Raw genomic sequence first — 13,400 nt, 5'->3', positions numbered from 1 at the left:
GACTTTATTTGCTAACTTTTTTCGCATCATACGTAAGAATGCGGGCAAAAGTCTTTCGCGATATCACAACTTTCATTCAAGAAATAAAAAAAGGCTGATGCTACTTAGCATCAGCCTTTGTTGTATTACTAGAACGTTATTTCGCTATAGTCTTATAGAGACTCAGTGAATGTACGCGCGATTACGTCAGCTTGTTGCTCTGCAGTTAGAGAGTTGAAGCGAACAGCGTAACCAGATACACGGATTGTTAGCTGAGGGTATTTCTCTGGGTGCTTAACTGCGTCTTCTAGAGTTTCACGGTTAAGAACGTTCACGTTTAGGTGTTGACCACCTTCGATACCCGCTTCGTGGTGGAAGTAACCATCCATAAGGCCAGCAAGGTTAGCGCGTTGTGAACCCTCATCTTTACCTAGTGCGTTAGGTACGATAGAGAATGTGTAAGAGATACCATCTTGTGCGTCAGCAAACGGCAGTTTAGCAACTGAAGTTAGTGATGCTACAGCACCTTTCTCGTCACGACCGTGCATTGGGTTTGCACCTGGAGCAAATGGAGCACCAGCACGACGACCGTCAGGCGTGTTACCAGTTTTCTTACCGTAAACCACGTTTGAAGTGATAGTAAGAATTGACTGAGTAGGGATTGCATCACGGTAAGTCTTAAGCTTACGGATTTTGCCCATAAATACAGAAACAAGTTCACATGCAATATCATCAACGCGTGGATCGTTGTTACCGAATTTAGGGTAATCGCCTTCGATTTCGAAGTCGATTGCTAGACCGTCTTCGTCACGAATTGGCTTAACTTTTGCGTATTTAATTGCAGATAGTGAGTCAGCTGCAACAGATAGACCAGCAATACCACAAGCCATAGTACGTTTAACGTCACGGTCGTGTAGAGCCATTAGTGCCGCTTCGTAGCTGTACTTATCGTGCATGAAGTGGATAGCGTTTAGTGCAGTCACATATTGTTTCGCTAGCCAATCCATGAAGTGGTCCATTTTCTCCCACAGTTCATCGTAGTTAAGAACATCGCCTTCGATCTTAGGCATTTGCGGGCCAACTTGGATTTTTAGCTTCTCATCCACACCACCGTTGATGGTGTAAAGCATTGTTTTCGCAAGGTTCGCACGAGCACCGAAGAACTGCATTTGCTTACCAACAACCATTGGAGATACACAACATGCGATCGCGTAGTCGTCAGAGTTCATGTCTGGACGCATTAAGTCGTCATTTTCGTACTGAATAGAAGAAGTATCGATAGATACTTTCGCACAGAACTTCTTGAAGCCTTCAGGTAGTTGCTCAGACCAAAGAACAGTGATGTTTGGCTCTGGAGAAGGACCCATAGTGTATAGTGAGTTTAGGAAACGGAAGTTTGTACGAGTAACTAGCGTACGACCGTCAAGACCCATACCACCCATAGACTCAGTTGCCCAGATAGGGTCGCCAGAGAATAGATCATCGTACTCAGGAGTACGTAGGAAACGAACCATACGTAGTTTCATTACGAAGTGGTCGATCATTTCCTGAGCTTGTTCTTCAGTTAGCTTACCAGCCGCGATATCACGTTCGATGAAGATGTCTAGGAACGTAGAAGTACGACCTAGAGACATAGCCGCACCGTTTTGAGATTTAACAGCAGCTAGGTAACCGAAGTAAGTCCACTGAATAGCTTCTTGCGCAGTTTCAGCAGGACGAGAAATATCACAACCGTATTTTGCAGCCATTTCTTTGATTTGACCTAGAGCACGGTGTTGCTCTGCGATCTCTTCACGAAGCTGCATTGTCATTTGTAGGTCTTCGCCGTTCTCAAAACGCTCTTGTAGAGAAGAGAACTGCGCGAATTTATCCTTCATTAGGAAGTCAATACCGTATAGCGCAACACGACGGTAGTCACCGATGATACGACCACGACCGTATGCATCTGGAAGACCAGTCAGTACGCCAGATTTACGACACGCCATGATTTGAGGAGTGTAGATATCGAAAACGCCTTGGTTGTGAGTTTTACGGTATTCTGTGTAGATTTTTTTAACTTGTGGGTCTAGCTCGCGGTCGTAGGCTTTGCATGAACCTTCAACCATGCGGATACCACCGTTAGGGATGATCGCACGTTTTAGAGGAGCGTCAGTTTGAAGACCTACGATAGTTTCTAGGTCTTTTTCGATGTAGCCTGCATCGTGAGCAGTGATGGTAGAGATAACTGAAGTATCAAAATCAACAGGAGCGTGAGTCGCGTTCTCTTGTTTGATGCCTTCCATTACCTTAGCCCAAAGCTTGTTAGTCGCTTCAGTACCTTCAGAAACTAGGAAAGATTCGTCGCCTTCGTACGGAGTGTAGTTCTTCTGAATGAAATCACGAACGTTTACTTCGTTTTGCCAGTCGCCTGCAGCAAAACCTTCCCAAGCTTTAGCAAATTGCTCTGCCATGACATACCTACCTTTTTAGTAGAAAAAAATACGTACTGCTTCGCCGTTGAGCCAGCTATCCCCAGATAAAAGAGGGGAACAGTACACTCTTATGAATAACAATATTTATAGTCTTAAATTTACGTATTCGATTTACAAAACTATAAATATTGTCACTAGTATTAACGTTTCTCTTTTTAAGCAACAGTTAGAGGTTAAACTAAAATTTTTTTGCAAACCTTAAACTAAATCAATAAATCCTCAAAAATCTCGATAAAAATGGGGTAGCGACGAGCGCTACCCACAAATTTCTGGACTGCTAGCTTATAGCCAAGCTTGGATGCCATACTGGCCTTCAAGCATACCAACTGCAAGCATAGCAACTAAACAGATAACAAGTACGCTTACTGGGATCACAATCTTGTCTACAAATGATAGGCGAGACGCGCGCTCTTTATCTCCAATTAAACCGTTGTTATCTAAAAGCATAGTTAGTGCCCAAGCTAGAACTGGGTTAACAACGGCAGAACCAAAGATACAGATACCTGCTGCTTGTGAGTCTTTCGAGTCCTTCACCATCTGCATGCCAGCTTCAAGCAGTGGTAGAGATACACCAACGAGAAGAGCAACGCGCATAACTGGAGGCCATACTGCAACGTCCATAGGAAAACCAAGGATTGCAACAATAATACATAGAGAGCCTAGTAAGATGGCACCAGCAGGAATAGGGCGTTTCGCGATTGCAGCAGGGATCATGTAAGTCCCCCAAGATGATGTGATGTTACCACCACCCACTGCAGTACCAACCATTTGGCGAACGGAACACATTGTCATTGTGTCATCAACGTCCATCAGCACTTTCTCACTCTTACGTGGGTAGTTCATCTCTTGGAAGATACGGTGACCCAAGAAGTCAGGTGACCACATTGCTACCGCAAGAATCGCGAATGGTAGTGAAGCGATGAAGTGTTCCATATTAGGAAGACCAAGCATCCAACCTTCTTCTGTGGAACCCCACCAGTAGATTGGATTTAGGTTTGGAAGGCCTGTCTCGGTTACGAATTTAATATCGAAGCCTGCGCCAAGAGCAAGTGCGATTGCAAGCCCAGTGAAGGCACAAACAGGGATCGCTAGCCAGCGTTTGTTCACTTTAGCAAGGAACGCGTATAAGCCAATGGTAACCGCAAGAACAATTAGACCGATGTAACCCATGCTACCAGCGGCAACCGTATCGGATTGCAAACCAACAGCCCAAGCTTGAATAGAGTTAATTTGGCTCATGGTTCCGGTTAAACCTAGGAAAATAAGAAGGCCACCAGCCGTACCTTCAGAGGTGAGGTTAACCAGTTTTGACCCACCTTTTAAGAGGCTCAAAATCAAACCAAACACACCAATGAGAATTGCTAATGCAAGAGGGTGAGCACCAGCAAGAGCGATGGTACCAATAAGAGGGATCATTGGGCCGTGGTTGCCTGCTAGGTTGGCTTTAGGGTTAATAAAACCAGAGGCAAGTACACAGAAAAGAAGTGCAGGGATGAGCATTTCTACACGCGCAACTTCGATAGCAAAGTCCTTGCCTAAGTTTACGTGGTCCCATGCTGCAGTAAGACCTTCAGCCCAAGACATCATTACCGCAGAGTACATTGCGATAATACCGATAGTACCAGCAAGTGCTGGAACAAGGTCTTCAAGCTCAAAGCGGAAGTCACGACCTGGCAAGTTCAAGCCAAAACGACGTGGCTTCATAATTTGTAGTTCGTGGTCTAGGTAGTCTGAACGGCTTGCGAACTCAGATGCTGGACGATGAAGCTCACGGTAGCTCTTGGTCTCGATATCTGAATCAGAGTGCGTTTTGTTAACTGCGTCTGACATAGATTCCTCATATATTTAAAAGTTATGAATTCTTCATTCAATTGTGTTAATCCGCATCCTGCGGCACGCTTATGCTAGCTATTGTTAGATTTGTTACACGTCGACACTGTGCCTAAGCATAGCTAATAACTTATTGTGTTGAGGCACAAAAAAAAGCCTCATCTTTTGGCAGGAGTCTAGCAAGATAGCCATTTAGGGTGATTGATTTAGATCACTTTAAGAATGGTTGTGAAATAAAACTACAGAAAGTTTCTGGCATGCGAATGAGATGCGGAGATCTTGTGTAATTTCATTACACAAGTTGCATAAAATTAGAACTTTTTGTCCTTTTGCACGAGATGCAGATTAAATGTCAATATTCACGATGATTATATAAAGCTGGCTTTATTCTTGCTTTGGACAGAGCAAAGACAATTTTTTGGCTAATCATTGCCGCTCAGTTTAGGAAAAAGACATGAAACAGCTTAAAGTACTGCCACTAGTGGCAATCATCTCAGGGTTAATGGTCGGTTGCGGCGGCGGTGGCGGCGGTGGCGGTGGTGCAGCGCCGAAAACTGCGTTTACTTTTGATTTTGCTATACCAGCAACAATGACTGAAAGTGAAGCAACTACGAAAGGTTGTACTGTATATGACCACAAAACTGAACTGAACGGCGATAAAACGGTTTTAACCTATAGTGCAGCGTCAAAAGAGCAAGTGACCAACTATGTTATCGGTTACTACTCTGATGCCGATGGCAAAAGATCCGGAGACATTATCAAACCTACCACTGATAACTTTAAGTTTTATCTTGAAGATATCCCTGACGGCGGCTTTGTGACGTTTCAAGCAATAGAATTTAACGGCAAAGAAGCTCGCGTAAACACGTTTTCAAAAGAGTTCTTGCAAGATAAGAAACTACGTAATGCTACTTTTGCACTAAACCGAGACTCTTTGAACAAATGCTTTACTGGCGGTAACTTAGCAAGCAATAAGTTTACTAACTTAGATTACCGAAACGCTGAATCAGGTGGCGGAGATTACAACTTTGTCTCGCAAACCGATATTTTCACGTCTCCGAACCCTGATATGTTGCCTACTGATGAACTGATGGGGCTTAAAGGTGAACCAACGGCATTGTTTCAGTATGAATCAGGTTCAAGCGACAAAGCGCTTTACCAGTATGGTATTGGTTCGTGGGGAACTGGTGAGATAGCCTTAGTTAGAGCGGATAATACGTCAAACATTTATTCGTCTTCTGACTATACTTACGACTCGCTCAACATTGGCTTTGTTACTAACGGCTTTGCATATGACGCGTTGAAGCTGGATAAAACGGCCGTTGAATATAATCGCCCTAGTGCAACGAATAAAGAAACTTGGGTATACATGGCGTTCTCAGAGAATCAAGTTAATGGTTGGGAGTCTCTACTTAACGAAACGATCTCTGACGGATGGGATATTGACGTTGATCCGAGTGCTTACTTAAATATTGATAACCTGCCGAACACAAAACCAAGTGTATCAGCGCAAGGAAGTGCAGAGTCCGTGATTGATCTGGACATGGGCTTAACATCGTCTACTGAAGGCTTTACTCGTGTCGCTTACTTTGCAACTTCAGGCGACTACAGAGTCACACATCGCATTTTCACAACAAGTGATAGTGATTCTGTTGTTGTTCCAGAATTGCATTACTACAACTTCCCAACATCGGCCGTTAACGGTTTGAAAGTTTCAGCTTCGGACGATTTTAATCGCACTGCTTTGGTAGTGAATGAAGATAGTAATATTGATTCTAAAGTTTTCATGAGCTTCTTCTCCAATGGTGAAGCGTCAGAGCCTGAACTAGATGAAGACCTAGATGGCATCATTACTTCTGAAAAAGAAGGCTTAGAAAATGAAGTGACATTACGTACTTCAAACTCGTTGGTAGTCAGTCGTTTTAATTAATTCATTGCGACCTCGAATAGGTTTCAATTAACACTTTTGTAAATTTATTAAGCCCCTTTGAAAGGGGCTTTTTTATATTTAATATTCAACTTTTGAAGAATATGTTGCTATATATTGCATATTAATTTGTCTATCGTATCTTTCTATTCGAATTATTTAGGTTAATAATTTGTTGCAAGTTTCAAAGGGCGGTGCTAATTTGTTCCGAATTAGAGAGGGCGGAGTCCCTTAATTGCAGTGACAAAAACACAGGGAGTAGGGCGCATGAATGATGTACCAGCGCTAGATATAAAAGACCTGCACAAAACATTTGGACAAAATGAAGTTTTAAAAGGCATTTCACTTGCCGCGCACAAAGGAGATGTTATCTCCATTATTGGCTCTTCCGGCTCAGGTAAGAGTACCTTTCTCAGATGTATCAACTTGCTAGAAACGCCTACCGCGGGCGAAATTTGGGTAAATGGTGAATTAATCCAAATGAAGAACAGCAGAGCAGGTGAATCTGTTCCTGCTAATGAAAAGCAAGTCCAACGTATTCGCTCACGCCTGGCAATGGTTTTCCAAGGTTTCAACCTCTGGTCTCACCTAACCGTACTAGAAAACGTGATTGAGGCGCCTGTTCATGTCTTAGGCGTTCCAAAAGCTCAAGCGATTGAAAACGCAGAAGTCTTGCTTAAGAAGGTAGGCTTGTATGAGCGTAAAGATTATTACCCTGGGCACTTATCTGGCGGCCAGCAGCAACGTGCAGCTATTGCCCGTGCGCTAGCAGTTGACCCAGAGGTGATGTTGTTTGACGAGCCAACTTCTGCGCTTGACCCAGAACTTGTAGGAGAAGTTCTGGGGGTAATGAGAGATTTGGCAGATGAAGGGCGAACTATGCTGGTGGTCACGCACGAAATGGCGTTTGCGCGTGACGTATCAAACCATGTGATGTTTTTACATCAAGGCTTAGTGGAAGAACAGGGAAATCCAGCTAAGCTATTTACAAACCCGGATTCAGAACGATTACAGCAGTTTATCTCATCCATTTACTAATATTTGTTAGGCGGCAGACTATTGCCTCCTAAGCCAACACAACAAACAAAACGAAATAAAATAGCAATCACAGGAGTATGGAAATGAAAAAGTGGTTATTAGCAGCAACGATTGCTGCAACGGCAGTATCAGGTGTTGCCCAAGCGAAAGAATGGAAAACAGTTCGCTTTGGTATCGAAGGCGCTTACCCTCCGTTTAGCTGGACAGAAACTGATGGCTCAATAAAAGGCTTTGACGTAGACATGGCAAATGCACTCTGTGAAGAGATGCAAGTGAAGTGCAAAATCGTCGCTCAAGATTGGGATGGTATTATTCCTTCTCTGCTTGCACGTAAGTACGATGCCATCATCGCAGCAATGTCTATCACTGAAGAGCGCAAGAAAAAAGTCGATTTCACTGGCAAGTACGCACAAATCCCAAATAAATTTATCGCTAAGAAAGGTGCGGGTCTAGATTTTGATAATCTTAAAGATGTCAAAATTGGCGTGCAACGTGCGACGACACATGACAAGTACTTAACTGACAACTACGGCGATGATGTTGAAATTGTGCGTTATGGCTCTTTTGATGAAGCGTATCTTGATCTAGAAAATGGTCGAATTGCTGCCGTTTTAGGTGATGCGTCTGCTCTAGAAGAGGGTGTGATCAACAAAGCAGGTGGCGAAGCTTATGAGTTTGTTGGACCATCGTTAACCGATCCAAAATGGTTTGGCGAAGGTATGGGTATCGCTGTTCGTAAACAAGACAAAGATCTAACGAAGAAACTCGACGCAGCAATTATTTCACTACGTGAGAAAGGTGTTTACCAAGAAATTGCTGGTAAATACTTTAACTACGATGTGTACGGTGAATAAACCGTAATTAAGCGACCGTTGGCTTGTTCCTAGAAGTAGTCAACGGTCGATTTTTTGAGTTTAGGGATTAGGAACTCACCTATGCTAGATTTACAAGGATACGAAGCTTCGATTTTGAAAGGAGCTTTAGTAACAATAGAAGTTGCAGTGCTTTCACTCATTCTCGCCATGGTCTTAGGCATGCTTGGCGCATTAGCTAAGTTAGCGCCTTACAAATGGGCAAGGGCGATTGCCACTCTTTACACCACCGTCATTCGCGGCATTCCAGATTTGGTTCTGATGATGCTAATTTTCTTTGGTGGACAAATACTTTTAAATAACAGCCTTTACTCCATCAACGAAACGCTCAACGAGTGGTTTGCCTCGAGTGATCCAAACCATGAATGGACGTCTTACTTACCTGATTATATTGATGTCAGCCCATTTATAGCTGGTGTACTCACGATTGGTTTTATCTTTGGCGCCTACATGGCGGAGACTTTTCGTGGAGCGATCATGGCGGTGGACAAGGGTGAATTAGAAGCGGCGAAAGCTTATGGGATGAGTTCTGCTTTATCGTTTAGAAGAATCTTACTTCCTCAGATGATTCGTCATGCATTACCTGGATTTGGTAATAACTGGTTAGTGTTACTTAAGACCACAGCGTTAGTTTCCATTATTGGTCTGGATGACATGGTGAGAATGAGCTCATTGGCAGCAGGTACAACGAAAATGCCGTTCACCTTTTACATGGCTGTCGCGCTCATCTTTCTATTTTTTACCAGCGTTTCGACCGGGCTACTCAAGCTTGTTGAGCGTAAGTTCAGTATTCATGCGAGGTAAGTTATGGACTTTTCTTTGATTATTGAAAGCTTTCCAACTTATCTTCAGGGACTTTGGACAACAGTTTGGTTAGTGGGATTAGCGTTGGTTATTGGCTTGTGTGTCTCTATCCCATTAGCCGTGGCACGTAATAGTACCAATTACGCTCTAAGCTTACCTTCTTGGGGATTCATTTACTTTTTCCGTGGAACGCCGCTATTGGTTCAGCTGTATTTGATTTACTACGGTATGGATCAGTTTTTCCCTGTTAAAGATACCTTGTGGGAGAACGCTTGGTTCTGTGCTTTGGTCGCTTTTATTCTTAATACATCGGCTTACACCGCAGAAATTATTCGTGGTGCGATTAATGGTTTGCCGAAAGGTGAGGTGGAAGCTGCGAAAGCCTATGGCATGAGTAAGTTTATGACATACAGACGTATTATCTTGCCGAGTGCATTGCGTCGAGCATTACCAGCTTATTCCAACGAGGTCATATTTATGCTGCACGGAAGTGCAGTCGCGGGCATCGTTACCATCATGGATTTAACTGGTGCTGCGCGTCTAGTTAACTCGCGCTACTATGCACCATTTGAGTCTTTCCTGACGGCGGGGCTGTTCTACATGGCACTGACGTTTATGATTTTGTGGTGTTTCAAAGTGGCAGAGAAGCGTTTCTTAGCTTATCTACGTCCTTTAAGCTAATTATCAATAGAGGCAATAGCACCGGAATGGGTGCTATTGCTTTTGATAATTTTGTTATCTTCATTCCTATTTTTCCAGCCGATGTAAAAGACTCTTTCTTATTATTCATTAACTTACATTAACATTCGGTAAACTCATTGTTTAGTAAGTAAAAATGAAAAAAACAATTCTATCGTTGGGCATTGCCGCCTTAGTCACAGGATGTGGTGGGGGAGAGGGAGAATCACAACCTAATGCTCAAGTAAAACCAACGCCAGCTCCAGTTCAACAAGCTCTTGAAACTGGTAATGCACTGCTCGTTTCTGACCCGAGCGATTTCATTCGAGAAAGTCGTCAGGTTGTAGAAGCCCACAAGATGCAGTCGAATACGATCAAATCTGCAATTGCGAAAAACCTTTCAGGTCTTTATTGGGATCCAACCCATGATGCTGCGATCTTGACACCTCAGTATGGCTTCAACGACACCATCTTGATGACCAATAAGGCCATGGCAAGCGGTTACAAAGATCAAGCTCTGTCAATTGGCGTTGCCGGGGAAAAGTCTAATGGTCAACGTTACGCACTATTAGGTAGCAACCCATTTAGAACGGCACAACGTTTTCCCGACTCTTCCAACGCAGCGATGACGAAATGGTTAAGTAATCTGGTCACTTGGTTGTCGGGCGGAGTTACTTCAAACGTCGTCATCGCGCAAATGGACCAGTCTTATTACTTTCCGGATGAGCAAGCGACTCGGAATTGGCTAAAAGACAATGTTTCACAAGAGTTGGCGTTTAACGAGGCCAACCTATGCGATGGTTCGAAGCTACTTAGCTGCTTGCAAACCAATACTCCAAACTTATTGATCTTGTCACAGCATCTGCAATCTGGAGATACCAACAAACCAGTACTCGAGGCTCTGGAATACGCTGAGCAAGCCCAAATTCCTGTTCTATACCTGCATCGGGATGGAGGACTAACTGATCTTGGCCAAGACATTTTGGAAAAATTCCATGTTGATTATGTGGGAGATAACTATTGGCGTAAGTTAGGTTTGGTCGACTGGGAACCTTCATCGTTGATGAACGTTGTGCCGGACTCTGTCATCACACAACAAGCGCTGTTGTCTCGTTTTGAATCTCAAAATTTCAACGTTGACTTGTCAAAGTGTGATGACAAATCCTGCCCTGACACTGCGAATATGGACAGTCAATTTTATGCAGGGGCAAACAGCATTCGCCATTGGTTGCAAAAGCTTGATGAACAAAAAGTAGATTTGTTTAATCAAAACGGCTACCAATACGAAAAACTCATGGTATTGCTGGCTGATCATTATCGTCAAACGGTTGTCTTCCCGATGGACAAACAGTCAACCCAAACGACCGAATTCCTAAAGTCGTACTTTGCCGATTACGTGCAATACAACAGCCGAAGCGTGAACCCAAAACAACCAAATATGGGGAACTTCAGCCGTAGTGAGTTTAGCCCTGAAATAAAGAGAATCAGTGCAACGATTAATATGGAATCAAAGCGTAACTTCCGTTCGGCTGGTGTGTATGCGCTTCCTGGGGAAACTTTTACGGTTAAACGTAATGACAGCAATGATGTGGCGACTAAGATTGTCATCAACACTTTAAGAAGTGGTGCAACTCATGAGTTCAGCAAAGATGGATACACGCGACCAAAACTGCTGACTTCATTCGGCTATGAAGTGAAGCCGGGTGAAACCATCACGCTGACTTCTCCTTATGGTGGTCCAGTACAGGTTCACTTTGACAAAAATGATGTTCCGGTTGAACTGAAATTTAATCATGTGGCACAGCATCCAGTTTGGAGAAGTGAGAAGGACAACGACGCTTTTATTCAACAGTTAGAAGCCAATTTATTCGATTGGGCTGAACTGATCACGCCTGGATTTGAGGTACACTCTAAACGTGACAAAATGCTTGAATCTGTCAACGATGAGATGTGGTCGACACCAGCTGAAATGGCGCTAGCGACAGAAGAGTATGTTCATAACTACCCACATGTCTTGGCTGGTTTCCAAGGGCCGGGGATCGATGAGGTTCCGGAAATTATCCAGTATGCCAAAAATCAAGGTTGGGAAATCGCCAATATTGATATGGTGAAGCATATGAACGCTGACCAAGCGACGTGTGGTTATGGTTGTTCGGGTAACCCTTACGATGCTTACTGGTCATTCAGCCCACTCGGTCACGGTGATTTACATGAGCTTGGTCATGGTTTAGAAAAAGGTCGATTCCGATTTTCAGGCTGGGAAGGGCATTCAACGACCAATTACTACTCGTATTACAGTAAGTCTCGTTTCTTCCAGAATACGGGGAAAGTTTCAACTTGCCAAAGTTTGGATTTCAAAGGCCAGTTTGAATTATTGCAAGCAAGCCGAACTCAAGCGGATCCAAACGCTTACATGGCAGCGCAAAATCAAACTGGTTGGAGTTGGGGAGCTCGCGTTTACATTCAAATGATGATGGCGACGCAGCATGAAGGTGTACTGCAAAATGGTTGGCATTTATTGGCGCGATTGCACCTGATTGAACGTGAGTTTAACCGCTTAAAATCGGATGATGCGCTTTGGAATGAGAGACGATTGAGTATTGGTTTCGCCAACTACTCTCGTGAAGAGGCAAATAGCATCTCAAACAACGACTGGTTGCTTATTGCTCTGAGCTACATCTCTCAGCGAGACATGACGAGCTATTTAGATATGTGGGGCTTCTCGTTCACAGAAAAAGCGAAACAGCAGGTTGTGGCGCTGAATCTACCGCCGATGCCGCTCACTTACTTTGCAAGCAGCAATACCGGCTACTGTCTGAACGAATTTGCTCAAACACCGATAACTATTGATGGTCAAACGGTTTGGCCGCTGAATCAGTGATTAAATAGTAATTTGTATGAAAAAGGGAGACTGAGTCTCCCTTTTTATTGGACTAAGCTTAGCGTTGAGTCTCGCTTATAGCTTTGCAATAAATTACTTAAATGTCGACCAGATTGGTGCGTGATCTGAAGGCTTCTCGATACCACGAAGCTCATAGTCGATACCAGATTCAATACACTTTTCCGCTAGAGAAGGGGTTGCCAAAATGACATCAATTCGTAGGCCACGGTTATCATCAAAACCGCGAGAACGGTAGTCAAACCACGAAAATTGATCGTTCACCTCTGGGTATAGCTTACGGAAGGTGTCCACAAAGCCCCAGTCTAGTAAGGTTTTCAACCATTCGCGCTCTTCAGGTTGGAATGAACATTTACCTGTTTTTAGCCAACGTTTACGGTTTGGTTCGCCGATACCGATATCTGCATCAATAGGGCTGATGTTGATGTCACCCATAACAATCAATTGCTCGTCGTTATTGTGATGATCGTTTAGGTAGGTCATCAGATCTTTATAGAATTGGCGCTTGTATGGGAATTTGGTTTCGTGGCTGATGTTATCCCCTTGAGGGAAATAGCCGTTTAGCACAGTGACCTTTTCGCCGTTTTCATTTAAAAACGTTGCCATGATCATGCGCTTTTGATGTTCCTCGTTATCCGTCGGGAACCCTTTTTGTACGTGTAGAGGCTCTTGCTTACAAAGCATTGCTACGCCGTAATGTGCTTTTTGACCATGAAAATACACTTTGTAGCCCATGGCTTCGACAGCTTCAATCGGGAATGCTTCATCGTGAACTTTAATTTCCTGAAGACCAATCACATCAGGTTGGTGTTTGTCGATTAGCGCTTGGAGTTGGTGCAGTCGCGCACGTAGTCCATTGATGTTAAAGCTGATTACTTTCATTATTTATCCTTTTGGGGGCG

At 43.7% G+C, this 13,400-nt stretch carries 9 protein-coding genes; 6 read left to right on the top strand and 3 right to left on the bottom strand.

Annotated elements, in window-relative coordinates; genetic code table 11:
- Positions 1-152: 152 nt before the first annotated feature.
- Both pflB and R7035_RS20780 read right to left on the bottom strand, forming a co-directional pair.
- Positions 153-2,429: a formate C-acetyltransferase gene (gene pflB, locus R7035_RS20785; protein ID WP_005378442.1), complete on the bottom strand. Its 2,277-nt coding sequence runs from the start codon at positions 2,427-2,429 to the stop codon at positions 153-155.
- A 303-nt stretch (positions 2,430-2,732) separates the two neighbouring features.
- Positions 2,733-4,280: a DUF3360 family protein gene (locus tag R7035_RS20780; RefSeq protein WP_005378441.1), complete on the bottom strand. Its 1,548-nt coding sequence runs from the start codon at positions 4,278-4,280 to the stop codon at positions 2,733-2,735.
- A gap of 454 nt (positions 4,281-4,734) precedes the next feature.
- On the opposite strand from R7035_RS20780, the gene R7035_RS20775 reads away from it, so the two are divergent.
- The 6 genes from R7035_RS20775 (at position 4,735) to R7035_RS20750 (ending at position 12,480) form a co-directional block, all read left to right on the top strand.
- The gene (locus R7035_RS20775) at positions 4,735-6,210 is read left to right on the top strand and encodes a hypothetical protein (RefSeq protein WP_053307480.1); all 1,476 of its coding nucleotides are present in this window, start codon (positions 4,735-4,737) and stop codon (positions 6,208-6,210) included.
- 264 nt (positions 6,211-6,474) lie between these two features.
- Positions 6,475-7,245, top strand: a complete 771-nt coding sequence (locus R7035_RS20770; RefSeq protein WP_054729268.1) for an ABC transporter ATP-binding protein — start codon at positions 6,475-6,477, stop codon at positions 7,243-7,245.
- An 83-nt stretch (positions 7,246-7,328) separates the two neighbouring features.
- A complete protein-coding gene (locus tag R7035_RS20765) occupies positions 7,329-8,099 on the top strand; it encodes an ABC transporter substrate-binding protein (RefSeq protein WP_005378437.1) in 771 nt (256 codons plus the stop codon).
- Positions 8,100-8,180: 81 nt separating this feature from the next.
- Complete coding sequence (locus tag R7035_RS20760) at positions 8,181-8,921, top strand: ABC transporter permease (RefSeq protein ID WP_005378436.1); 741 nt, start codon at positions 8,181-8,183, stop codon at positions 8,919-8,921.
- 3 nt (positions 8,922-8,924) lie between these two features.
- Positions 8,925-9,602 carry an ABC transporter permease gene (locus R7035_RS20755; protein ID WP_005378435.1) on the top strand — a complete coding sequence of 226 codons (678 nt, stop codon included), beginning with the start codon at positions 8,925-8,927 and terminating at the stop codon, positions 9,600-9,602.
- Between the two features lie 154 nt (positions 9,603-9,756).
- Positions 9,757-12,480, top strand: coding sequence for an ImpA family metalloprotease (locus R7035_RS20750; RefSeq protein ID WP_054576375.1), 2,724 nt, complete (start codon positions 9,757-9,759; stop codon positions 12,478-12,480).
- Positions 12,481-12,573: 93 nt separating this feature from the next.
- Here R7035_RS20750 and xthA read toward each other — a convergent pair whose 3' ends face one another.
- Complete coding sequence (gene xthA / locus R7035_RS20745) at positions 12,574-13,380, bottom strand: exodeoxyribonuclease III (protein ID WP_005378433.1); 807 nt, start codon at positions 13,378-13,380, stop codon at positions 12,574-12,576.
- Positions 13,381-13,400: the final 20 nt, after the last annotated feature.

This window comes from Vibrio sp. 1731 (assembly GCF_033339955.1).
GTDB classification, from domain to species: domain Bacteria; phylum Pseudomonadota; class Gammaproteobacteria; order Enterobacterales; family Vibrionaceae; genus Vibrio; species Vibrio alginolyticus.
The sequence above is the reverse complement of the archived record's forward strand: the minus strand, read 5'-3'. Positions and strand labels throughout refer to the sequence as shown.

Bases quoted from the DNA above. Each gene is read 5' to 3' on its own strand.
- pflB (WP_005378442.1), bottom strand. From the start codon at position 2,429: ATGGCAGAGCAATTTGCTAAAGCTTGGGAAGGTTTTGCTGCAGGCGAC.
- R7035_RS20775 (WP_053307480.1), top strand. From the start codon at position 4,735: ATGAAACAGCTTAAAGTACTGCCACTAGTGGCAATCATCTCAGGGTTA.
- R7035_RS20770 (WP_054729268.1), top strand. From the start codon at position 6,475: ATGAATGATGTACCAGCGCTAGATATAAAAGACCTGCACAAAACATTT.
- R7035_RS20760 (WP_005378436.1), top strand. From the start codon at position 8,181: ATGCTAGATTTACAAGGATACGAAGCTTCGATTTTGAAAGGAGCTTTA.
- R7035_RS20755 (WP_005378435.1), top strand. From the start codon at position 8,925: ATGGACTTTTCTTTGATTATTGAAAGCTTTCCAACTTATCTTCAGGGA.
- xthA (WP_005378433.1), bottom strand. From the start codon at position 13,380: ATGAAAGTAATCAGCTTTAACATCAATGGACTACGTGCGCGACTGCAC.
- R7035_RS20765 (WP_005378437.1), top strand. From the start codon at position 7,329: ATGAAAAAGTGGTTATTAGCAGCAACGATTGCTGCAACGGCAGTATCA.
- R7035_RS20780 (WP_005378441.1), bottom strand. From the start codon at position 4,280: ATGTCAGACGCAGTTAACAAAACGCACTCTGATTCAGATATCGAGACC.
- R7035_RS20750 (WP_054576375.1), top strand. From the start codon at position 9,757: ATGAAAAAAACAATTCTATCGTTGGGCATTGCCGCCTTAGTCACAGGA.